At 39.6% G+C, this 24,241-nt stretch carries 21 protein-coding genes; 1 reads left to right on the top strand and 20 read right to left on the bottom strand.

The annotated features are described in order from the left end of the window. Window positions 1-215 precede the first annotated feature (215 nt). The 8 genes from CBG49_RS06410 to CBG49_RS06380 form a co-directional block, all read right to left on the bottom strand. Window positions 216-3,350, bottom strand: a complete 3,135-nt coding sequence (locus CBG49_RS06410; RefSeq protein ID WP_088593844.1) for a M12 family metallo-peptidase — start codon at window positions 3,348-3,350, stop codon at window positions 216-218. Window positions 3,351-3,474: 124 nt separating this feature from the next. Then, window positions 3,475-5,862, bottom strand: coding sequence for a M12 family metallo-peptidase (locus tag CBG49_RS06405; RefSeq protein ID WP_088593843.1), 2,388 nt, complete (start codon window positions 5,860-5,862; stop codon window positions 3,475-3,477). Window positions 5,863-6,284: 422 nt separating this feature from the next. Further along, window positions 6,285-9,299: a T9SS type B sorting domain-containing protein gene (locus CBG49_RS06400; protein ID WP_088593842.1), complete on the bottom strand. Its 3,015-nt coding sequence runs from the start codon at window positions 9,297-9,299 to the stop codon at window positions 6,285-6,287. 3 nt (window positions 9,300-9,302) lie between these two features. Further along, entirely contained in the window at window positions 9,303-9,902 is a 600-nt protein-coding gene (locus CBG49_RS06395) for a zeta toxin family protein (RefSeq protein ID WP_250644836.1), read from the bottom strand. After that, window positions 9,805-10,116, bottom strand: coding sequence for a zeta toxin family protein (locus CBG49_RS16250; RefSeq protein WP_250644835.1), 312 nt, complete (start codon window positions 10,114-10,116; stop codon window positions 9,805-9,807). The genes CBG49_RS06395 and CBG49_RS16250 overlap by 98 nt, the downstream gene beginning before the upstream one ends. Beyond that, window positions 10,106-10,348 carry a hypothetical protein gene (locus CBG49_RS06390; RefSeq protein ID WP_088595276.1) on the bottom strand — a complete coding sequence of 81 codons (243 nt, stop codon included), beginning with the start codon at window positions 10,346-10,348 and terminating at the stop codon, window positions 10,106-10,108. Before CBG49_RS06390 ends, CBG49_RS16250 begins: the two co-directional genes overlap by 11 nt. Window positions 10,349-10,360: 12 nt before the next feature. Continuing rightward, entirely contained in the window at window positions 10,361-12,190 is a 1,830-nt protein-coding gene (locus tag CBG49_RS06385) for a glycoside hydrolase family 13 protein (protein WP_088593841.1), read from the bottom strand. A 38-nt stretch (window positions 12,191-12,228) separates the two neighbouring features. Then, window positions 12,229-13,272: a hypothetical protein gene (locus CBG49_RS06380; RefSeq protein WP_088593840.1), complete on the bottom strand. Its 1,044-nt coding sequence runs from the start codon at window positions 13,270-13,272 to the stop codon at window positions 12,229-12,231. Window positions 13,273-13,415: 143 nt separating this feature from the next. Here CBG49_RS06380 and yaaA point away from each other — a divergent pair, with 143 nt between their 5' ends. Further along, complete coding sequence (gene yaaA / locus CBG49_RS06375; RefSeq protein ID WP_088593839.1) at window positions 13,416-14,174, top strand: peroxide stress protein YaaA; 759 nt, start codon at window positions 13,416-13,418, stop codon at window positions 14,172-14,174. A 65-nt stretch (window positions 14,175-14,239) separates the two neighbouring features. On the opposite strand, the gene CBG49_RS06370 is transcribed toward yaaA, so the two are convergent. The 12 genes from CBG49_RS06370 to ribH form a co-directional block, all read right to left on the bottom strand. Beyond that, entirely contained in the window at window positions 14,240-14,566 is a 327-nt protein-coding gene (locus CBG49_RS06370) for a plasmid stabilization protein (protein ID WP_088593838.1), read from the bottom strand. Further along, window positions 14,556-14,783, bottom strand: coding sequence for a hypothetical protein (locus CBG49_RS06365; RefSeq protein WP_088593837.1), 228 nt, complete (start codon window positions 14,781-14,783; stop codon window positions 14,556-14,558). Before CBG49_RS06365 ends, CBG49_RS06370 begins: the two co-directional genes overlap by 11 nt. A 42-nt stretch (window positions 14,784-14,825) precedes the next feature. After that, on the bottom strand, window positions 14,826-15,617 hold the full coding sequence (locus CBG49_RS06360; protein ID WP_088593836.1) for a DUF2797 domain-containing protein: 792 nt from the start codon (window positions 15,615-15,617) through the stop codon (window positions 14,826-14,828). Window positions 15,618-15,628: 11 nt separating this feature from the next. Continuing rightward, on the bottom strand, window positions 15,629-16,273 hold the full coding sequence (gene rpe / locus CBG49_RS06355; protein ID WP_088593835.1) for a ribulose-phosphate 3-epimerase: 645 nt from the start codon (window positions 16,271-16,273) through the stop codon (window positions 15,629-15,631). Window positions 16,274-16,315: 42 nt separating this feature from the next. Continuing rightward, window positions 16,316-17,785, bottom strand: a complete 1,470-nt coding sequence (gene sufB / locus CBG49_RS06350; protein WP_009412509.1) for a Fe-S cluster assembly protein SufB — start codon at window positions 17,783-17,785, stop codon at window positions 16,316-16,318. A 170-nt stretch (window positions 17,786-17,955) separates the two neighbouring features. Further along, window positions 17,956-18,507: a TlpA family protein disulfide reductase gene (locus tag CBG49_RS06345; RefSeq protein ID WP_088593834.1), complete on the bottom strand. Its 552-nt coding sequence runs from the start codon at window positions 18,505-18,507 to the stop codon at window positions 17,956-17,958. 10 nt (window positions 18,508-18,517) lie between these two features. Then, entirely contained in the window at window positions 18,518-18,952 is a 435-nt protein-coding gene (locus tag CBG49_RS06340; protein ID WP_009412507.1) for a DUF4268 domain-containing protein, read from the bottom strand. Window positions 18,953-19,009: 57 nt separating this feature from the next. After that, on the bottom strand, window positions 19,010-19,747 hold the full coding sequence (locus tag CBG49_RS06335) for a hypothetical protein (RefSeq protein ID WP_088593833.1): 738 nt from the start codon (window positions 19,745-19,747) through the stop codon (window positions 19,010-19,012). Between the two features lie 36 nt (window positions 19,748-19,783). Continuing rightward, complete coding sequence (locus CBG49_RS06330; RefSeq protein WP_088593832.1) at window positions 19,784-21,616, bottom strand: GNAT family N-acyltransferase; 1,833 nt, start codon at window positions 21,614-21,616, stop codon at window positions 19,784-19,786. Window positions 21,617-21,630: 14 nt separating this feature from the next. Next, entirely contained in the window at window positions 21,631-22,935 is a 1,305-nt protein-coding gene (locus CBG49_RS06325) for a cation:proton antiporter (protein ID WP_088593831.1), read from the bottom strand. Window positions 22,936-22,990: 55 nt separating this feature from the next. Beyond that, complete coding sequence (locus tag CBG49_RS06320) at window positions 22,991-23,650, bottom strand: DUF4294 domain-containing protein (protein ID WP_088593830.1); 660 nt, start codon at window positions 23,648-23,650, stop codon at window positions 22,991-22,993. Window positions 23,651-23,741: 91 nt separating this feature from the next. Then, window positions 23,742-24,227, bottom strand: a complete 486-nt coding sequence (ribH, locus tag CBG49_RS06315) for a 6,7-dimethyl-8-ribityllumazine synthase (protein ID WP_088593829.1) — start codon at window positions 24,225-24,227, stop codon at window positions 23,742-23,744. Window positions 24,228-24,241 lie beyond the last annotated feature (14 nt).

Raw genomic sequence — 24,241 nt, 5'->3', positions numbered from 1 at the left:
AAAATAGTAAACTGTTTTCACACTACCATATACAGAATGAGATTTAATATTTTTTTAACAGCTTTTAGGTAGTTTTTAAGGGTTGAAGTAAGGTGAGAGGTAAGAGGTAAGAGCCAAAATACTCCGCTCTTGCAGACTTCCTCAAAGGGAATAATCGGCAAGAGCGATTTTTTTGAATAGGCGTTGGAGTATCTCAGAGGGGCAAAGTTAGCTAATTATTTTACATACAAGAAACCTTTTTGGGTTTGTTGTTCTCGATTTTTATAATAGGTAACAATATAAAAATAAGTACCTGCAAGGGCTTTGCTCTTATTCATATTCTGTACATTAGGATAGCCTCTAAACACTTCGCCGTTTTTGTTGTAATTATTGTTCTCGTATACTTTGAGTCCCATTTCATCGAAGATGAGCACTGAGATAGGGCGATCTTCATCAGTATTTTCTATTTTAAAATAGTTCTCGGGGTTAGAGATAGAGACACCATTGTATATAATAAGTGATGGGGTGGACGAGTCGGACGGGGCTGACGGGTCGGGGTTAGGGTTGGGTTGTGGTTGAGGGTTTGGTTGGGGTTGAGGGTTGGGTTGTGGCTGTGGTTGAGGGTTTGGTTGAGGTTGAGGCTGTGGCTGTGGTTGAGGGTTAGGTTGTGGCTGTGGTTGAGGGTTAGGTTGTGGCTGTGGTTGAGGGTTGGGTTGAGGCTGGGGTTGAGGTTGGGGTTGTGGTTGAGGTTGGGGTTGTGGTTGAGGATTTTGAGCGTTAGGATTAATAGTGATTACTTGTTCATAACGGTTTTCGTTATGAGCGCTATCTTCTACGAACCACACGTAGCGCACTATTTTTTTACCGTCTTTGTCTTCACTGCTTTGGCTAGATACTACTTGTAAAGCCCCATCACAATTATCGGTTGCAGTGAGGTTTTCTCTTACAGGTACGTCGGCTTCGCTTTTTACTGTCATACTTGGGGGGTAAGACGAGAGTACTGGTTTTTGAGTGTCTTTAAGGAAAATTTGTTGGGTATGACGGATAGGCAAAGCTCCATCGGCATAGGCTATCCAAGAGCGAGTGAGTTTGTAAGACTTACGGTCGCCTTCTCTAAACTCTTCTTCATAGTCTATGTGAATGTTTTCGGCTCCCTCTGCTTTTACTTCAGCTTTGGCAGGAATATCGCCTCTGCATTGTACGTGTTTATCCTCAGGAAGAGGAGCTACAAAACGCAAGGTTTTAGTAGGCGCTTCTTTTTCGTAATAGATAAATTGTTGTGCTGTAGCAGAATAGTCGCATTTATCTTTTGCTACCCATTTGCGCAATAAATAGGTAGTATGGTCTTCTTCTGAAAAAGTTACCTCAGCTTTTTTATTAGCACCACAATAATGAGATTCAGCGGTAACGTTAGGTTTTTCGGGAATAGCATTCTTTTTAACAGTTATCACAGGCTCAGGCAAATTTTTAAAGGTAATGTCAGGGCTGTGCATATCCAAAGTGCCTGGGGTGTCAGTGCTCACAGCATAGGCAATATGGTCGAGTACTTCTATTTTAAAGAGTCCTTCTACAAAAAGATTATAATTTTTCCACCCTTTGGCTTGTGTAGGAAAAATGACCGTAGCTTGTCCGTTGTTTGGTATTCCATCAGCTAATACATATTTGTAGGTCTTGCCGTTATCCTCAGAGAAGAGGATACGCACTTTGCTATCGTTGCCAAAAACATTCTTATCAACATCCCAGTAGATAGTAGTTTCTTTACCATATTTAAATCTTCCGGCACTGCTTTTAGTTATATTAGTTATCCTAAAAGGCTTACCTTCTACTATATTTACTTTGGTTTCATAGACATCATATAGAGGTACGTGAGGTTTTCCGTCTTTGTAAGCTCCTATTTTACCATCGCATACGCCTAACCAAAAAGTAAAAACGCCAGTTTCATTTTTACCTGTGAACTTATAAGGGACAGGTTTCCATTCATTGTATCCATTTTCTCTATAGGGTTGATAGAACTCTATATGGTTGCTTTCGGTAGGGCGATTAGAAGGGAAACGCGCTTTGCCAAACTGATTAAAGTCGGCTTGATGTGCCATATAGAGAAGTGGGTCGCCATCGGGGTCGGTTGCTTCTATATTGAATTGAAAGTAAGTGTTGGGGGGTAGTTTGTATTCCTTTTTCAAAGTAGAACGTTGGATCACGGGGGCACGGTTAGTAGAAACTTCACCGTAAGGGATATTGTCCTGTGGCAAGCCTACCAACTGAGTACGAGCTTTATCGCTATAATAAGCATCGTGCAAATTGGTACGGTTGCGGATGGTGTATATAGAAGGGAGTGAGAAATATGTGCCATTAGGGTCGTTGATGTAACTCATAATAGAGTTCCCTCTATCGGGCTCGGTATGAGAAGAAGCCGTAGCTCCTCCTATGGTAAAAGTGTGTGCGGAGCCTAATAAGTGTCCTAATTCGTGAAGGATGATATAAAACTCGTGATTGGCGATACAGCCTCCTTTTAGCTTTCCTGTAATTTCACCCAAATGCGCCAAACCACGGTTATCACTGTATATAGAAAAGACAATACCTGCATCGTAATTCTCTTCGCCTATAAGGTTATTAAAATCTGAAGTCGCTCTATTCAATACCTCTCTCACCACAGGGTGATCGTATATTTCTTTGTCTTTAGTAGTGATGATAAGACGAGGGTCGTTCACCAAAGCAAATTGACAACCTATCTCTCTACCGCATACCTCGTTGAGTCCTGCCTCTACTTTTGTCATAAATTCTTTTACCTTATTCATATCACCATAACAATGTTTTTTGTAGAAACTGTAATCGATGAGCATAGCCAAACGATAGGTTCTGAGTACATTGGTATTGTAAAGCACTTTTTTATCGTCAGACGGAAGTGCCTCTTCGTGCAGTATGGCACCACGTGCAGTCATCGCATTAGCAGGCGCGAGTTGCATAGGTAGTCTTTGGGAAGTGGGCGTTGTAGCTTGAGAGCATTGTCCATCGGCGCAAGTGCCACAAGTGAAGTGTTCTTTATCGGTAGTAACTTTGAGTATTCCGTTTTCAGTGTTGATGAAATAAGAATGACCATCGTGCCATACTTCACCTGATAGGGTATTTTTATTCATTGAGAGTGTTCCTGCAAAATTGCCATTGTGATAGGCAACGAAAGTGCGGAAGCCTTCTTGGGCAAGGCTGTTGGGGCGTGCTTGCCAGTCAAGCGATACAGATTTTCCTTCGATAGGAACATTCCATTGTACTGAGGAGTTTGTACCGAAAAGGCGTATGATCTCAGTAGCTTTTTGTTGTGCGTTGGTTACTGCTGTTAGTAAGAAGCAGAGTAGTAAGAGTTTTGATATTTTCATTTGTTGTTAGTGTTTAGGGTTGTAGCCCCCGTTCCCCCGAAGGGGGACAAGCCGCAAAAGTGATTGTTTTAAGGGGCTTAGAGTTCTCGGAGGGACTTGGAGCATCTCGGAGAGGCTTAGCTAATTATCTTACATATAAGAAACCTTTTTGGGTTTGTTGTTGCCCATCTTTATAATAGGTAACAATATAGAAATAAGTACCCGCAAGATCTTTGCTCCTATTCATATTCTGTACATTAGGATAGCCTCTAAAGACTTCTCCGTTTTTGCCGTAATTACTATTCTCGTATACTTTGAGTCCCATTTCATCAAAGATGAGCACCGAGATAGGATGGTTATCATCAGCATTTTCTACTTTGAAATAGTTCTCGGGGTTAGAGATTGAGACACCATTATATATAATAGGTGATGGGGTGGACGAGTCGGACGGGGCTGACGGGTCGGGGTTAGGGTCGGGGTTAGGGTTGGGTTGGGGTTGAGGGGTTGGTTGGGGTTGGGGTTGGGGTTGAGGGGTTGGTTGGGGCTGTGGGGTTGGTTGAGGTTGGGGCTGTGGGGCTGGTTGTGGCTCAGGATCAGGGGTAGTTTCAGGTTTTGTAGGGTCTTTTTGTATCATAAAGCCCCCTTTTTTATAGGGACTTGTACAAGACAATGCATAAGCCAAGCCATCAATCACTTCTATTTTGATGATGCCTTGTCCTCTTTGTTTGCCGAAATGTCCGTGGGTAGTGCCTACAGAAATATTAGGAAGTACTACTTGACAAACTCCATTGTTAGGTGCTTCTTTTTTCAATACATATTTATAAGTTTTTCCAGAGTCGGTTGAAAGAAGAATACGTACCTTACTATCTTTGGCAAAAATAGCCTCATCTACCTGCCAATGAAGCGAAAGTAGTTGTCCTCCTTTGTAGGTTTTATTCTGTTCCGTACTGCCATTGTCGAAGTTTTGTATTTGAAAAATTTTACCTTTGGCTATTTTCACTTGCACCTCTTCTACATCATATTTCACTACGTGATTGTTATCACTTTTGTTATGATCGGCAGCAGCCAACCAAAAAGTGAAAGTACCTTCTTTGTAAGAATCAGCAGCCCCTATAGGTACAAAGGTATTGCGTTCACTTTCGAACCAAGTAGTTTCAAAGCGTATATTACCATCAGATTTTCCTTTGTAAGTCATAAAGCGAGCGTTGGATTTGGTAGAGTGAAAGCGCCTATCAGCGGGGTGTGCTATATAAGTAAGCGCATCGCCCTCAGGATCGGTAGCATTCAGATAGAATTGGAAATATGTTTCTTCTGGGATAGTGTAGGTTTTCTTAAGATGTGTTCTGTCAAGCACTGGGGGGCGGTTGTTGCTCTTTACCCCATAAACAAGGTTAGAACCTGTACCCTCTACACGTTTGCCTGCTTCTTGGGTGCGAGCTTCATCGGCGTAATAAGCCATAGAGTTCCCCAAGAACTTGCGTATCTCTTGGAGACTTACGAGCGAAAAGAAATCGCGGGGGTGCTCGTGTCCATAACTCATAATTGATTGACCCGATCCAGTTTCGGTTTTACTAGAATATTGCCCTCCGTTAGAGAACGTATGGTCTGAACCGAACATATGCCCTATTTCGTGGGCAATGGTAGAAGGTTTTACAGGGCGCGCTGCCGCATTGGCTTTGTTGTGTTGCTCATAAGCAGCATAGACCATCGCCAAGCCATTGTACCTTTCGCGATAATCGGTGAGGATAATTGCTATATCGTATTTGTTTTTATCGTAACGTTTGTTGAGCGTGATAGTACCGTTGTTTACCACTTCATTAGCAGCTTCCCTTCTGCGGAATAAATGATTTTCTTCAGTTGTAAAAATAAGCGCCTCATCATCTACCAAAGTAAAATCCACCCCCACATCATTGCGATATAACTCATTCATAAAGGCAATGGTAGCATACCAAAACGTTTTGATTTTATTTACATTTCTATTAAAATATGCCGAATTGTAAATGCTGTAATCCACCGGTATTGCCAAGCGGTAGTGCCTAAATACACCATCGGTGTGAATTAGCGCTTTAGGATAAAGTGAATTGTAAATCTCGGGTTGCTCGATAGGTGGGTCGTTCTTATCTTCATCGCCTTCGGGAAAGAAATTGCGGGCAGTGAGGGCTTGTTTTCCCAAAGAACTCGCACCACAATCGTGCTCGTCGGTTACTGCCTCGACAGTGAGCATTCCTTGGGGAGAAGTTCCCAATACATAGGACTTTCCTCTGTGAAAAATTTCACCGCTCAACTGCTGTTTGTCAAAGCTGATAACGCCTACAAAATGATCTTGATAATAACCTACAAACGAGTGGAAACCATTAGAAGTAGTTCGCGCTTGCCATTGTATGAGTATAGAGGTTGAGTTAGGAATAGGAGGTGCCCATTCTACGGAAGACTTTGTAGCAAAAAGAGTTATAATACTTTGGATGTTAGTTTGTGCATTGGCTACTTCTATGCTTAGGCATAGCCAAAGTAAGTAGCGTAGTAGATGTTTCATTAGTTTAGTTTTAAAAAACGGTGCAAAGGTACGAAACAATTAACAAATAGCAAGGAAAAATTAACACTTTTTTAAAAAAACAGCAGAGAGAGTTGGAGCCTCTCGTAGGGTTGCTCATTGGTAATATAACGTGAGTCCGACGTAAGTAATTATTTAACAATCAGCAAAATATTTTTAATTTCCCACAAAGCCAGCGAGTTGGCGCAGCTGGGTATGTGAAACACGAATTTTCACGAAATTGGGAGTGCATAAAAGTCTTTATTTTTTTATTATCTCACTAATTTTCACCTGACGGTGAATTATTTTGTGAATATATTATGATATAAAGCTGTAAATCAATATTCTGTTATATCGAACTGACGTTAATATATTATAAAGAGACTGCATTATAGATTTTTAAGACAGTCTATACAGGCGTGTAATTATCTTACATATAGAAATCCTTTTTTTGTTTGTTGTTGTCCATTGAAATAATAAGTCAATACATAGAAATAAGTACCTGCTAATCGTTTGCTGCCTACTACTCCTTTTATATTAGGGTAGCCTCTGAAATACTCACCATTTTGTTGATAATGGTTATTTTCATAGACTTTCAAGCCCATTTCATCAAAAATAACCAAGGTAATAGGTTGGTTTTTATCTGTATTTTCTATTCTAAAATAGTTATCAAATCCTTTTTCAGTAGAAACGGCATTGTAAATCACGACTTCATCAGGGTTAGTATCTATGTGGGGAGGTTCTTGCGATTTAAGTTTTATGGTAATATTTTGGGTATGTATTCTTTCATTGCCACAGACATCGCGAGCCACCCACTTATAGACCACTTTAGAGAGTTTTCCATTAGTGAGATATTCTTCTTTTGGCGGCATTGTAACGGTAGGTTGTCCTGCACAAGCATCTTCAGCTGAAATGCTCTGCTGAGAAGGTATGGGTGTCCCTTCATCAATGGTAAGATCTTGAGGCAGTGTTCCTACAAAGGTAGGTGATTTTTTATCGGATACCTTAATGCGCTGGGTATGTGTAAGGGTGGCACAACCATCGGAAGCCGTAAAAGTGCGCTCTAAAGTGAAATTGTTGAGACAGCGCTTGTTGAGTTCCTTATCGGCACGGGTTATCACTACTTTAGCACAACCGCCTTGAGTTGTAGGCGTTTGTACAGCAGGAATGGCTTTGACACAATCGACGGTTATATCGCGAGGAAGTGTTGCCCAAGTGAGGGTAGGGACTTTTTTTGGTACAATGGTAATGATTTGCTGGTGGGTAGTAACATTGCCACAAGTATCTTTAGCTATCCACGTATAGATAAGTTTAGTAAGTTTGCCTTTAGCATCTTTTTCTTCTTTATGAGAAGTCGTAACCGCAACAGTACCACAATTATCGGTAGCGGTAAGCATTACTTGAGCAGGTATTGTTTTGCCTTCTTTAACACTCATATTTTGGGGTAAAGCGCCTACAAAAGTAGGGGGAGTTTTATCTGTTACGCTAATAGTTTGAGTGTAAGTAAGTGTTTGGTTACAAGTATCGGCAGCTGTAAAAATACGTTTGATGGTATAAGTATAGTCACAATTGCCTTTGATGCGTTCTTCTTTTTGAAGGGTAACCGCAGGAGTACACCCTCCTGTAACCGTAGGCAATGTTACCGCTGGAATAGATTGCTCACACGAAAGTATAAGATGATTAGGGAGAGATGCCCAAAGGAGAGGTTCAGGAAGGGCTGAATTCTTTTCAATAGTAAAACCACCGCTTTTAGGGTTGTAATTGGTAAGATCAAAGGCTAAACCATCGATTACTTCTACTTTTAAGACGGCTTGGGTAGTGCTGATATTAGGCAAGGTAATTTCTTTACTGCCGTTGTTATCAGTTTCTGTTACTACCACATATTTAAACGTCTTTCCTAAATCATCAGAAAGCAGAATACGCACTTTGGTGTCTTTGAAAATAGTATTATCTACATTCCAACTAAGGGTGAGTTTATCGCCTCCTTTATATTTGTTTTTTGGGGTAGTCGTAATTTTGAAGGGGGTACCGTCTTTTACCGTTACTTTGGTTTCAGCCAAATCGTATTGTACTATATAGTCGGCTGACGGTTGGAGTGGGGTATCGCTCACTCCCAGCCAAAAGGTAAAAGTACCCGTAGTTTGTTGTGCTAAGCCACTATTGGCTATTACACTACCTGAGTCTTTGTGATACTCTGTTTTAATAGTTACAGGGTTAGCAGGAGTAGGTTTGTAGATAATGTATTGTGTTATAGGGGATTCAGCACCATTGCGCACATCGTGTTGATTTACGGCGTATAGCAGTTCTGCACTATCGGGGTCGATAGCAGGGATATAGAACTGGAAGAAAGTACCCTTGGGAATAGTATAATGGCTTTTAATCTTGCTGTGGTCTATACGAGGGGCTTGAGTTGTGAAAGTCTTGTCGTGAGCTTTCACGGGTACTTTCGTCAATAGTTCCCGTATGCGCTGAATGCTCGACAGCGAGAAAAAGTCACGCGGACTGCCATAGCTCATCACCGAAGTACCTCTGTCATACTCTGTCTTTTCACTATCGTAGGCTTCTGAACCCTTATAGCTACCAAAAGTGTGTCTCCCTCCGAATAAGTGTCCTATCTCGTGAGCTATGACTTCTTTGGTAAGTACTGCTACGGCATCAGCTTTGGTATTAGCCTGATAAACACCTTTAAGATAAGCCAATCCTCTGACTCCTTTTTTTAAGGAAGCGGTATATGCAAGAGAGATACCCACGTCATAACTATTTTCTCCTATAAGTTCGTTGATAACCCTTGTTGAATTATCCTTAACATAATCGGCATTGTGAAAGCTTGCAAAAGTCTCTTTGCTTCCGTCTTTAATGATGAGACGCTCATCGTTTACCAATTCAAAACGCACTCCCAAATCGCGTAGGTACACTTCATTTAGGAAGTTTTCAGTATCTGCCCAAAACGTTTTTACTTTTTGTATGTTTTTCTCTAAGTGTCCTGTACTGAATGTGCTATAAGGGATATGCATTGCCAAGCGGTATACCCTTAGTGTTTGTGTGTTGGCAATGGTAGGAGTGGTTTCTTCGGCTAATATCGCAGGGCGTGCTGTCGAAAGGCTTGGGTGCGAATGAGGCGTATCGGTAGTGCCACATCGGAAATCTTTATTAGGCGAAAAGACCAATTGTCCTTTTTGCACATTTATCTCATACGATGTATCTCGGTAGTGGAAACTCCCCGATACGCTCTGTCCTCCTACCGAAAGGGTCGCTACAAAATTGTCTTGGTAGTAACCCACAAAAGAGCGAATACCCTCTGAGGCAAGAGAGGTTTTGCGCTCCTGCCATTGGATATCAAGTTGTTGATTTTTAGCAATTTCTTTGAGATAAGTTTCTGCGGTTTGAGCATTCCCAAGGAAACCAATAGCTAATAATATGATTGTGATGATATTTTTCATTCTTTAATTTTTTAACTGCTCTATAAGCGCTTCTACGATGGTTTTTATAGGCGGAGACATTCTCGGTATGGCAGAGTAAGCTCGTGCTATCAGTAGCAAACGAAGTGTCTTATCCTGAATTTGTTCTCTCCTTGCTTTTATAACTTCTGTAGAAGGCAAAATATCTATATCCCATTGCTGTTCACTCAATGAGAAAGTTACCAAATGATTTTCAGCTTGATAATCGTAAAGATGTATTTTATCTACGGCTTTTTCGTTGTACAAATGGTCTAATGAGTGAAGTAAGCCTTCTACAGCTCTGTCGTGGGAATTTTTATCTGCTAATCGTCCATATCCTTGAAAATCTTTTTCTTCTTGATAGCGCAAATAAAAACCTAATTCGGTAAAGAGTGCAGGAGCTGCAATCGCAAAAGCTTCTACATTAAAACCGTTTTCTCTAAAAGCCAATGCCGTACGCAAAGGTACTTCAGGATTGCGCATAGTCCCCTCTACAATGATATTGTATTTAATGGTTAATAGCTTCTTGTATGAGTGCTTCTGTAAAAAAGTTAGAGAATATTTGTGTCTCTGCTGAGTAGCTATCAGTATATTTGATAAGTTCATTAGCCTTAGGATGAAACTCTCGGTAAATATCTCCATTTACAAAAAGGAAATCTTTATCAGGAAATTGTCTTAGGATAGCTTTTGCCAGTCCACTCTTTCCTGATGCAGGCTGTCCTCCTAATATAAAGGCAATAGGATTTTCTTGAGAAAATACTCCTCTAAGTAATTTATCTTTTTTACAAAGATAAATACTTTCAACTTCTTTAAAATCCATTCATTTGTTTTATTAGCGGACTATAATAATGTACTACTTTATCCATAACAGAAAGCCTTGCCATATCATTTGCACCATATAGCATTTTTTCCTCTTGTGTATACATCGCTATCTTTTGACTTAATAACTCTTTTTCATTAGCGTTATTAGTTTCATCTATCTCATTAATAGCCCTTACTTTTAATGAGCCTACAATCTGTAATGCTGTATCTAAACTAATAGGTTCTTTCATCATATACCTTTGTTATTTTAATTCAATGAGCATAGGAGTTTTAGCAGATATTTCTAAAGTGTCACCGCTCAGAGAGATCTCTTTCCCCGAGATAATATCTCTTCCCCTCAAAAATCCAGCCAAACTCTCGGCAAAGCGGTTTAGGTGGAGCGTTTGGCTCTTTTCGTTGTTGTTGAGCACTACCATTACGGTCTCGGTATCGTTGTAACGGAAATAGACATACACTTCATTTTCAGGCAAGTATTGCTTGGTCTTCCCGTAGTGAATTACGGCTTTGTCCTTACGCCAATTGAAGAGTTTAGCCGTAAAATCGTAATACTCTTTCTGAGTAGCCGTACGCCCAGAGGCTGTGAAAGCATTCTGTGCATCGCCTGCCCAGCCACCAGGGAAATCTTGTCGTATATCGCCATCGCCTTTGCTCTTGTCGCCTGTCATTGCTATCTCGCTACCGTAGTACAATTGTGGAATGCCTCGTGCCGTTGCTAGCAATGTGATAATCATTTTATAATCCTCTATCTTAGGATATACGTGATTGATACGTGCTGTATCGTGATTTTCGGCAAAGATGAGCAGGTTGTTGATGTCTTTATACAGAAAATCATTAGTGAAATTGTCGTAGAGTTGTATCATACCTTTGTCCCACGAAGGCGTAGAGCGAAACGCCTCACCTATCGCATTAAAAAGTGGAAAATCCATCACGGTAGGCAGGTAAGTATTATAGCTTTGTATCGCACTGATAGGGCTATCTTTTTGCCAATACGATACTTGGGCACTCTGGTTGAGCCATACTTCCCCCATAATATTGAAATGAGGATACTCATCGGTGATAGCTTTTGTCCATTTAGCGATGCCCTCTTTATCGTTATATGAATAAGTATCTACGCGCAAACCATCGAGATCGGCGTATTCTATCCACCAAATTGCGTTCTGGGTGAGGTAGTTTAGTACCAATGGGTTTTCTTGGTTAAGGTCAGGCATAGAGCGTGCAAACCAACCTTTTTCACAGTACTTTTTATCCCATTCCGAAGCATTACTATCCATCTGAGTACTCATACGGAAAGTGCTCTGACCATACCCAGGGAATTGATGTAACCAATCGTAGCAAGGTAGGTCTTTCACCATCCAATGCTGACTCCCCCAGTGGTTGGTTACATAATCTTTGATGAGCTTCATACCGCGCTTGTGCAAAGCCGCTGAGAGCTGTTGGTATTCCTCATTCGTGCCATAGCGGGGGTCTATTTTGTACACATCGGTTTGGGCATAAGTATGGTAAGAATGCTGTGGTTCGTTATCCTCACAGAGAGGCGTGCTCCATAAGGCTGTAGCGCCTAAGGATTGTATATAATCCAAATGGTTGATAATCCCCTGAATATCTCCCCCGTGACGACCATTAGCAAGCGAGCGGTTGAGTTTATCGGTAAGTGCAGGGTGTGAATCGTTGTTAGGATTACCATTGGCAAAGCGATCGGGCATAATGAGATAAATCATATCACTGCTGTCGAAACTTTTACGGTAAGCCGAGCCTTCACGACGCGCTTTTAGTTCATAGCGGACACTGCCCACTTGTTTCTTCTTCTGCCATAGCGAAATGGTATAGTTGCCCGCTTTTTTATCCTTAGTGTCTACAGTAACAAATAGATAATTAGGGTTTTCGGTTTTTAGCACATTACTGATAGGCAAGTCGCTTTCCACGCGGTATTGTGCTATATTTTTGCCGTACAATAATATTTGTATTTCGGCATAGTGCATTCCTTCCCACCAAAAAGGTGGTTCTACACGCTCGATTTGAGCGTGAGTATTAAAAAAAGTAAATAGTCCCATAAGGATAATAATGTGTTTCATATTCGATTTGTTAATTTGGTGATTTAGCAATGAATCAGTTACTTGATTTTAATTTTGATGTATTTACGATTTTTGTTGAGGTTGCCTTGTTGGTCATAATAACATCCACTTGGATTCATAGAAGCATAGAGATAACCATTTTTGCTGAAAAATATAGGTAGTTCTCCCCAAACATAAGGTTGCCAGCAAGAGATATTTGCTTCTACTTTAGTTGTCAACTGAAAAAGAGGTGTTTTATTTGTTATTTCATAAAGAGAAATTGCAGCACCATCCATAGGCTGATAACTAAGACATACTATATATTTATTGTCAGGAGAAAGAAAAGGAATATCTGTTATATTTGTTTTTTTACCTGTATTCTTATCTATGAGAAGACAACCTCCAGCTTCATAGTATGAAGCATAGACTACATATTGTTGAATAGGATCTATTCTCCCTTTATAACTATAAATAGCCATATCCATATCATTTTCAACTGTTTCATCTTGAGGATCGACATCTTTTAGTTTTAGCAAAGTATTCTTACAAGGGAATGTGAGAACTCCGTTTTTCTTAGTAATAGAAAGCGTATCTTCAGTGAGAAAGCTATACTTATTTTTTAGTTCGGATAGGTATTCTTCACGAGAAATAAGAGCTACCGAAAAATATTTAGAAAAATTAGAGACCTCTTTATCTATTGCATTTTTATTGTTTTCCTTAAAAAAAGTATTTGTAGCTTCTAATAACTCTTTGGTTAAAGTAATATCTTCATAAATACCTACATCTTCCTTACGAACAAAAGAAGTTTTATCATCTTCTATTCTATAAAAATGGAGTGACTCTTCAATGGTTTTTATTCTATCACCTAAGAAAAAATGACTCTTTTTGTCAACTCCCATTTTATTAGGTTCTGAATAACGATAGGCTCCATTCGTATTAATTACATATAGTTCTTTGTTTATAGGTACAAATTTTTCTTCTTGTTGTTCTTCTGCCTGTTGTGTTGTTTCGGCTGATGGTGTTGTTACTATTGGTTGTTGCGTTTGAAAGAGTTGGCAACTGTTAGAAAGCAATATTACAAAAAATATTAGAAAGTATTTCATCAGTTTTTTGTTAAGATTTTTGGCAAAGATAAGTGTTTCTTTTTAAATAGCAAAGAGAATATGGAAGTTATGGGAATTGTGAGGTGAGGATTTGTAAATTGCTAATTGTTTTGTAACTTTGCGCTACTAAATTATTTATCACTATGAAAATCGTTATCTCCCCTGCTAAAACTATTAACGAAACATCGGTTTTACCTACAGAACGTTATTCAACGGCTATTTTTCCAAAGGAAATTGCTGAAGTACACGCTGCTCTTAAGCCGCTATCCCCCAAAAAACTATCGGATTTGATGGGAATTTCATCTAAACTTGCTGAACTTAACTGGCAGCGCAACCAAACTTTTGCAATGCCTTTTACTCCCGAAAATGCACGTCCGGCACTCTTTGCTTACGATGGTGACGTATATGAGGGGCTTGATGCCTATTCACTTTCTGAGGCGCAAATTGACAAGCTGCAAGAGAGTTTACGCATCCTATCAGGACTTTATGGAGTGCTAAAACCATTAGATCTTATCGCTCCTTATCGATTAGAAATGGGCATCAAACTACCTATAGGAAAGGCTGCAAACCTTTATGCTTTTTGGAAAGAGAAAATCACTCAAGCACTAAATAACGAATTACAAGAAGGCGAATTGTTTATCAATCTCGCTAGCGAAGAATATTTTAAGGCGATTGATACCACAAAGCTAAAAGCGACCGTAATTACACCTATTTTCAAAGATTATAAGGGAGATACGCTCAAAATTATTAGTTTTTACGCGAAGAAAGCGCGGGGTCGTATGGTACGCTTTTTGGCAGAAAATGAGATTCACTCAGTAGAAGATTTGAAAGGGTTTAACGCTGATGGTTATGCCTTTGCTGAACAGTTTTCAAAAGGAAATACACTTGTTTTTATTAGATAAAAAACTTTGCCAAAGGTTCTAATTGCACGTCGTGCTACAACCTTTGGCAAAGTCTATGATACCAATCATTTTTGGGGAATATTGATAATAGTAAGTCTTCTCAATAATTTATTAGGGTCTTCTTTAGCATTTATAACTCCTATAATCCAAATTTTTGACAATTCTTCTACAATAAGAAAATAAATACCAAAGTGAAATCTTTTGGTAAAGCAAACCCGCACTTGTTCTATTTCTTTTCTAAAAGAAAAGGGACGACTTTTTATTTCTTGTATATAGCTATAAATCTCCTCATATACTTCAAATCCTAAATTTTCTCTTATTTTATTGTAGTAAACTACAATTTCTTCCAAGTCTATTTCGGCTTGACGATGAATCATTAGCTCAAAATCCATATCTTGCTCTCATTTTTTTATCAAATTCATCAAAAGCTCTTCCTGCTTGTTCAGGATTTTCTGTAATTTCATTAGCTCGTTTCAAAAGCACTTGCAAATATTCATTAGAAGTCTCACTATCTGAAATATTATAGTCAAAATCTATATTTTTCTCTTCTAAAAACGAAGTTAGCACTGTTTTTTGGGTTTCATCTTTTGGATATACTAATACACACATAATTATTCTTTTTTTGCAAAGGTATAAAAATTAATTGAAAAATCAGTTAATTTGTAAATTAATCACCAGTCCTTCGTTGCCTCGTACATTGAAAACGGTATTGTCATTAAAAATGAGGTATTGTCCTTTGATACCCATTAGTTTACCACTATAAGTAGGGGTTTGCGACAATTGCAGAGAGCGCACTTGGGTAGGGTATTTTTCTACGGGGAAATGAATGCGTAGGGGAGTGATATCTTCGGTGATGTAGGGCTGTACTTCATTGGGTACAAAGTCGCGCACTTCTAATTTTACTCGCAATAAATCTACAGGGGTGATTTGGTTGGTGAGCATTTTGCGCCAATTGGTTTTATCGGCTAAATGCTCTTTGAGAGCGACCTCGGCAATGCCTGCTAAATATCGATTAGGAACTTCGGCAAGGATGAGAGCTTCGTGCGCCCCTTGGTCGATCCAGCGGGTTGGAGCTTGTGATTTGCGTGTTACTCCTACTTTTACATCGCTAGAATTGGCAAGATATACATAATGCGGTTGCAACTGCACTTGCTGTTCATAGCCTAAATCGCGTTCTTCGATATTGAGGTGTGCTTTGCTGAGTTCGGGGTGCATCACCCAATCGGCGGTTTGAGGGACTTCAAAAAAACACTCTTTGCAATAGCCCTGACGGAAGATTGGTTTGTTTTCACCACAATTCATACACTGAAAACGCACAAATTGGAGTGTTATATCCTTGCCGATAAGTTGGTTCATCAGCACAAAGTCACCTTCCATTGGCAAATAATACCGTATAGGGTTAGCCCATTCGGTAAGCATTTTTTGAAGTACTCCTTGAAACATTGTTTTATTGACTATATGTGTTTTAAATCTGCAATGGTTTGGATAGGATTGGCAGCATTGAATACAAAACTACCAGCCACTAAAGCATCGGCGCCTGCTTCTACTAATGCTTTGGCATTCTTTAAACTCACTCCTCCATCTATCTCAATAAGGGTTGAAGCTCCTGCTTGCTCAATCAGCATTTTGGCTTGTCGCACCTTTTTATAAGTATTTTCTATGAACGACTGACCTCCAAATCCTGGGTTTACACTCATCAACAAAAGTACATCTACTTCTTGGATAATATCTTCTAAAAGCGCCACAGGAGTGTGTGGATTGAGTGCTACCCCTGCTTTCATTCCTTCTGCCTTAATGGCTTGCAAAGTGCGGTGCAGGTGTGTACACGCCTCGTAATGTACGGTGAGAATATCGCTGCCGAGCTTTGCAAAAGTACTGATATATCGGTCAGGGTCGACAATCATCAAGTGAACATCAAGGGGTTTGGTAGCGTGTTTTTGAATCACCGATAGCACGGGCATACCATAAGAGATGTTAGGGACAAACACGCCATCCATAACATCAATATGAAACCAATCGGCTTCGCTGGCGTTTACCATTTCAATGGCTTGTTGTAGGTTGCCGAAATCGGCAGCAAGGAGAGAAGGCGCAAGAATCATATTTTCAATTAACAATTAATATTAACAAATTTCAATTAACAATTATCCTACACTGCCTTCTAAGGAGATTTCTAAGAGTTTTTGAGCTTCGACAGCAAACTCCATAGGCAGTTTGTTGAGTACTTCTTTTCCAAAACCATTTACGATGAGTGAAATTGCTTTTTCGGTATCAATACCACGCTGGTTACAATAGAAAATTTGGTCTTCACCAATTTTAGAAGTAGTAGCTTCGTGTTCTATTTGGGCGGTAGGATTTTTAGCTTCTATATAAGGAAAAGTGTGTGCTCCACAATCATTTCCCATTAAGAGAGAGTCACATTGAGAGAAATTGCGCGCATTTTTAGCATTAGGCACTACTTTTACCAATCCGCGGTAACTATTTTGTGATTTGCCTGCCGAAATACCTTTAGAAATAATTGTAGATTTAGTATTATTACCCAAATGTATCATCTTAGTACCTGTATCGGCTTGTTGAAAGTGATTGGTAACGGCAATAGAATAGAATTCACCTATAGAATTATCGCCTTTGAGCACTACAGAAGGATATTTCCAAGTAATTGCTGAACCTGTTTCTACTTGTGTCCACGATATTTTTGCATTTTTCTCGGCCAAAGCGCGTTTGGTTACAAAATTATAAACCCCACCTTTACCGTCTTTATCACCAGGGAACCAGTTTTGTACTGTAGAATATTTAATTTCGCCATTATCCATAGCTATAAGTTCTACCACAGCAGCGTGTAATTGGTTTTCATCGCGTTTGGGCGCTGTACAACCTTCGAGGTAAGAGACGTAAGCCCCTTCATCAACAATGAGGAGAGTACGTTCAAACTGACCTGTACCAGCTTGATTGATACGGAAATAGGTAGAGAGTTCCATAGGGCAACGCACTCCCTTAGGCACATAGCAGAAAGAGCCATCGGAGAAGACAGCAGAGTTAAGCGCAGCATAGAAATTATCGGTTTTAGGGACAACCGTACCGAGATATTTGCGCACGAGATCGGGATATTTTTGAATAGCTTCGGAAATAGAGCAGAAGATAATGCCGCGTTCAGCCAATGTTTTTTGAAAAGTAGTTGCTACTGAAACGGAGTCCATTACTACGTCCATTGCGACAGCAGGTTTATCTTCTACCCCTGTAAGGCGTTTTTGTTCTTCAAGAGAGATGCCGAGTTTTTGGAAAGTTTCCAAGAGTTGAGGATCAACCTCGTCTAAACTATTGAGTTTAGGTTTTTGTTTAGGAGCAGAGTAGTAGGCAATATCTTGAAAATCGGGAGTTTCAAATTTAAGGTTTGCCCAATGAGGAGGCTCTTCCATCGCTTGCCACGCGCGGAAAGCTTCTAAGCGCCAATCGGTCATCCATTGAGGTTCGTTTTTCTTTTTAGAGAGGGCAATTACCACCTCTTCATTGAGTCCTTTAGGGAAAGTTTCGGATTCTATATCAGTATAAAAGCCGTATTTATATTCGTTGTTTTCTAATTCTTCTTTAAGTTCTTCTTCTGTATATTTAGCCATAATTTCTTTTAGATAAGAGATAAGAGATAAGAGATAAAAAACTCCTCTTATTTATACCGAGATGTGATTTTACAAAGCGCAAAGATAGTACTTTAAATTGAATCTAAAATACTATCTTTATAATTATTTTCTATCTCGGATAAAGATAAGATATAAGAGGTAAGGAATTATCACTTAACCAAGGCGTCTAAGAGTTCGTGGACGGCATCGCTATTCCAACGGGCAATTCCTTCTTTTTGAGCGCGTACGAGTCCGTTTTTATCTACGATATAACCTGACGGGATTTTTTCAGGGTCGAAAGGCATTTTCTCACCGATGATGAGGTAGGTTACTTTGAAATGGAAATTGCGTTTTTGCATCATTTCTTCCACTGGTTCAGGGCGCTCGTTAGTGATGATATAGAAATCTACTTTATCCTTATAGGCATCATATAGTTTTTCTACTGCATAGAGGTCGGCAATACTAATACCTCGCCAAGAGGAGAAGAAATACACGAATGAGGGTTTCTTTCCTCGGGTTTGCGAGTAGTTGAACTGCACATCTTTGCGATCTTTGAGTTGCCAACTGAAATCAATTTTTTGAGCTTTATCGGCAGGAATGATGTCTACCGAACTAGCGAAAATTCGTTGTAATAAAATCTTACTTTCATAACCTAAGGGGGTTACGAAGAAAGAAAGTATGAAAAGGATAAGGAGTAGATTAAGTATGGTACGTTTTTTCATATAAACTAAATTATTTTTCTTCTTGAATGATATCTTTATATTCTTCCCAAAAGGCTTCGAACTGCGACATTGATTGGTATAGAAACTCCATTGTTTGTTGCCAAGTGTCTTTGTTGTGAATGGTTACCCCTTGCAATTCTACATATACACAACTAATTTCTTTACCATTGTCCAAGAAGAAATGCTCTTCGAAAACAGCGTTAGGGAGGTATTCTTCTTGGAGTATAGTTTTGAGCGACAGCAATTTGTTATAATACAAACTACGTATCTCCTCGTGAGGGTCTTCTACAGCGAGTAGCACCCGCGCTTTACGAGTGTCGAATGAAAACTTAAAACTGAAATCCTTTATTTTAGTGTCATACAACGTCCATTTGCGAGGGAACGATTTACCAAAAGATATCCAGAAGTCTTCGCGTAGTTTTTTTGCTTCGGCTTTGCTATACACTTTTAATTAGGTAACAAGTAACAGGTAATAGGTAACAAGTTGATATGTGATAATAAATTAATTGAAATTTATTTGGGCGGAGAAAGTAAGAGGAGATCCATCTATTTGCTTGTAAAAAGTAAATTTATAGAAAGTGGAACCGTCTTTTTCTAAAACACCATATTTTTGTTTTTCTACATCAAAAGCCAGAAATACATCAGGAGTATTGAGTTTTCTAAGTTTGAATTGCAATTCATTTGTTTTTTTATCAAACAACTCATATCCCCAATTAGTTGGTTTAGCATACAGAAATAGAATAAGAGGTTCGCTTATAGGCGCAGCAGTAACTGTAAGTTCGGGTACTGCTGTTGTTGCTGAGGGAATAGAGGGGTTTGAGGCTACTGAAGGAGCTTGATAATCTGCCTTAAAAGTAGCTAGTTCTGTACCTGAAAGGGCATTGCGCAAGGCTTCTTGGTAGGATTTTTTAAACTCCTTTTCACGGCTTTTACCTATCTGAGAAGTAAAGACCGCTTTATTAGTACAATCGGTGAGAAGGAATTGTACTTTAGAGGTCATCATATTCGATTGGTTCTTCACATCAGCTTTTAGGGTAGCGCAAGGGTTTTGGAGTAGCTCGGCAGGAGCTTCACTTTCCATATAGACTTTAAATCCTTGTTTTTCGAGCAAGAATTTTGTGAGCATATTGAGTTGATACTGATTGTCTTCTTTTTGGAAGGCATATCGATTAGGAACAATCACGGTTTGTGCTACAAGAGTTAGTGGTAGTAATGCTACTAAAAATAATATTTTTTTCATTGGGTTTATTTATTTATGGTCAAATAAAAAAGGATGTTATTCTTCGTTGTTCTTCATACGAGCTTCGAGTTCGGCCTGGAACTCCTCAATAACGGGCTTCATAGTGCTTTCAGGGAGGTCGGAGATACGAATGTACATCAGTCCATCGACAGAATTGTTGAACAGTGGGTCGACATTGAAAGCGATGACTTTGGCGTTCTGTTTGATATACTTCTTGATGAGCACTGGCAAACGCAAATTCCCAGGTTCGAGTTCATCAATTAGCTTGTCGAACTTATTAAGGTCGGCTTTAGTTTCGTCGAAAATAAAGTCTTTATCTTCGTCTTTGAGTTTTACTTTGAATTCTTTTTTGGGGCGTACATATTGTGCGATGTAAGGGTCGTAGAAGTTTGACTTCATAAACTCTATCATCAGCGATTTAGAAAAGTTGGAAAATTGGTTGCTAATGCTCACGCTACCCAACAGATAAGAGTGTTCGGGATAGCGCAAAGTAGTGTGGGCAATTCCTTTCCAAAGCAAAAACAGAGGCATTGGTTTCTGTTGGTATTCCGAAATTATAAAAGCACGCCCCATTTCGATGGTTTTACTCATCATATCGTAGAGTTCGGGCTCAAAACGGAATAAATCGTGCGTATAGAAACCTTCAATACCATATTTAGGGAATATCTCAGCGCCTAATCCCATACGATAAGCTCCTGCAATTTTTTTAGCTTCGTTATCCCAAAGGAAAAGATGGTGGTAATAGAGGTCGAATTTATCGACATCGGAGGAAGCGTTTGTCCCCTCCCCTACTTCGCGGAAGGTAATTTCACGCAAGCGACCTATTTCCTTCATTATATTAGGGATTTCCTGATAAGGAGCTAAAAAGACCTCGTAATTATTGTTTTTCAGCAGTCGGTAATCCTTTTTAGTTACATTTTCTACTTCTTTTTCTATAAGATCTTGCTGTATAGGAGCTTCAATTTGTTGTGGATTAGGAGTACCTTTGTTTGATTTCAACACATTAGGCAAAGGCAAGAATTTTTTATCTTGTTCAAAAGCATTGGCTAAGATATAGGTTTTCTTGCGAAGGAACTCGGTAAAATCGGCTAAATCGGTATGTTCTTCTTGCATAGTTACCGAGATGGGTTTGCCTATACGTATGTAGATAGTACGTTGTTTTTGAGTGAGGAGTTCTGAAGGTAATTTGGCAGTGCGTAAGGTATCACTCAGGCTCGCTAAAAAGTAGAACAATTTGCTATTTTTAGCGTGGAAATAGATAGGGACGATAGGTACTTTGGCTTTTTTAGCGAGCTTCATTGCTGCTTCTTCCCAAGGTTTATCAACCATTAGTTGTCCTTCTTTGGTTACAGAGACTTCGCCAGCAGGGAAAAGCCCCAAGGGTTTTCCTTCTTTGAGGTGTGCAATAGTATGTTTGAAACCAACAATACTGGATTTTGCATCCTTGCGGTCTTCAAACGGATTGACAGGCAACACATAAGGAGCTAAAGGCTCAATGCGTTGGAGGAGGAAATTTGCCATAATTTTGAAATCAGGGCGTTTTTCTAAGAGCAATTTGAGGAGCAAAATGCCATCAACACCCCCCAGTGGGTGGTTAGAAATCGTGATAAAAGCTCCTTCTTTGGGGATATTTTTAAAATCTTCTTCAGGTATTTCGAACTTTATTTCAAACTCGTCTAACAGTTTGTTGAGGAAGTCTAAGCCTTCAAATTTTTTGGTTCGGTTGTAAATAGCATTGAGTTTGGAGAGACGGAGTAGCTTCATCAGCGCCCATCCTCCAAAGGTACCCAAGAAACCAAGTTTATCAATATTAATTGCTTTGGCTACTTCTTTGGCACTTACCAATCCTTTATCTTTTTGCATTCTCATTCGTTATTAAAGTTTTATGATTGTTTTCCTTTTTGCAGTTGCTTTATTCTCTTAAGTCGTGCCATCACTTCATCACGGTGGAGGGATTTAGAAGCTACCTTGCCTATAGTGAGCCCTTGTACCAAAATAGAAAACAATACTACTATATAAGTAATTTGCAACAATGTTTCTTTAAGACCGCCCTTATCGGCTGGGATAGAGAGCACTAAGGCAATAGATACACCGCCGCGCACGCCTCCCCACACCATAGTAATGAGTGATCCTGAAGAATAGGTAGTAGCTTTGCGTAATATAGTTTGGGCGGGAATATAAATTGCTAAAGCACGCCCTAAGAGGCACACGAGAATAGCAACACCTCCTAAGAGGAACTGTTCATTTAAGTTATCTATCAGTAGCATCTCAAAACCTATGAATAAGAACAAGATGGCATTCATAATTTCATCGACGATAGCCCAGAATTTCTCTAAGTAATCTTTATTTTCGGCACTATTTGCCTTTTTCCCTATGTTACCGACAAAGAGTCCTGCAATCACCATTGCTAAAGGCGAGGATACGTGAGAAGTTTTGGCAATGAGGAAGCCTCCCATTACAACGGCTAAAGTGAGCAAGACACTCACGTGATAGTCGTCGGCTTTTTTCATCATTTTGGAGGCTATCCAGCCTAAGAGCCCCCCTAAGAAAACGCCTCCTCCAGCCTCTAAGAGAAAAAGTTTTGTAATGGTATTGAAGGAAGGTTCGAAAGTGTGATCGGTAGCTAATTTAAGTACGACAGCGAACATTACGACGGCTACCCCATCGTTGAAAAGAGATTCACCTGTAATTTTATTTTCGATACGTTTAGGTACATTAGCTTGTTTGAGTACTCCCAACACTACAATAGGATCGGTTGGGGAAATAAGCGCTCCAAAAAGCAGGCAATAAACATAAGGAATATGGATTTCTACCAAAGGAGCTATATAGTACAATAAGACTGATATAAAGAAAGCTGAGAGTACTACGCTGATAGTTGCATAGGTAAAAATGGGGAGTCGGTAATTTTTGAGGTCGTTGATATTGATATGGAGAGCACCTGCAAAGAGGAGGAAGTTTAGCATTGCCCCCATTAAGATTTCGGTAAAATCGAATCCTTGTAATAGAGATTCCAAGCGGTGTGCCAAACCTGAAAATATTTCACCACCGAAAAGACGTACGCCTACTGATACCATCATAGCAATCACCATAATACCTATAGTCATAGGTAGTTTTACGTAGCGCACATTCACGTACGAAAACAAGGCGGCTAAGACGATAATCACTGAAAAAGCATAGTATAACTCCATATTACTATTTTATTTGTCGGCAAAGGTACGAATAATTTGGAAATTTACAAATTTGCTAATTAGCTAATCGCTTTCGTCGGTGTTCAGTAAGTTCAGAGAAATTGTATTGGAGAGCAGGGGTTTGTTCTTCTAATTCACCATTGCTAATGGCACGGAGGATGATTTCTTCTATCCAATAATCTTCTTCGATATTCATAGGGTCATAACCTTTTTTTAGGGAAAGATCGTAGAGCCAAGCGGTTTTATTGTACCAATAGGCATTCCACCCGTTGCGGAGTTCTTTTACCAAATCATAGGCAGTACGCCCTGTTTGGCGGTGGATGAGCTTGATGAGGATGCGCCCTTGAGAGCGAGAGAGTTTTTTGAGTTCGTCGGTGAAGTGGTCTTCTATATAGCGTTGAGTGCGCTTTACATAGACTTTTCGTTGTTGTTTGTTTTGCATAGTATCCATAGTACGTTCCATAGTATAGAGGCGATCGGCAGCCATTTTAGCATAAGGATACACGCGTTTTACACGACTTTTGAGCAGTAGATATCGTTTTTGAGCATCGGCATCACCAAAGGAACGCTCTCTACCAAAGAGGTTTACCTCAGGAAGATAGATAGTATCACCTTCGTGAAAATCTTGAGCGAGCAAGAGGTAAGAGGTAAGAGGTAAGAGGTAAGCTATAAATGGTAGGAGATAATGTTTTATATATGTGATGATGTTTTTCATAGTGATTTTTCTTATTAAGGACGTATGGCATACTCCCCTGCATAACATACTGCAAAAATTATTCCAAGTTACCTATTCACTATCAGCTTCACTATTTCCCTAAAACAGCCATTTTGATAGCAGTGATAGCGGCTTCTACACCTTTGTTGCCTAGTTTTCCTCCACTTCGGTCGAGTGATTGCTGAAGGTTGTTATCGGTGAGGACACAGAAGATTACGGGTACCTTACTTTGCATTGCATTGAGCTGAGCAATACCTTGTGTAACCCCTTGACACACAAAATCAAAGTGCTTGGTTTCGCCTTGTATTACACAGCCTATTACGATGATAGCATCCAAGTGCTGAGTATCGATCATTCGTTTGGCAGCGTGCACCAATTCAAAACTACCAGGGACTTCCCAAAGGAGGAGGTTGCTATCTACAGCACCACAATCTTTAAGGGTAGCGATAGCACCATTGCGCATTCCATAAGTTACTTGTTCATTCCACTGAGAAGTAATAATCCCAAAGCGAAGAGCTTTCGCATTTGGGATTGTATTTTTATCGTATTGAGATAAATTCTTGTTTTCTGTTGCCATTTTTTCAGATAAGA

Source organism: Capnocytophaga endodontalis, assembly GCF_002209445.1.
Classification (GTDB): domain Bacteria; phylum Bacteroidota; class Bacteroidia; order Flavobacteriales; family Flavobacteriaceae; genus Capnocytophaga; species Capnocytophaga periodontitidis.
The sequence above is the reverse complement of the archived record's forward strand: the minus strand, read 5'-3'. Positions and strand labels throughout refer to the sequence as shown.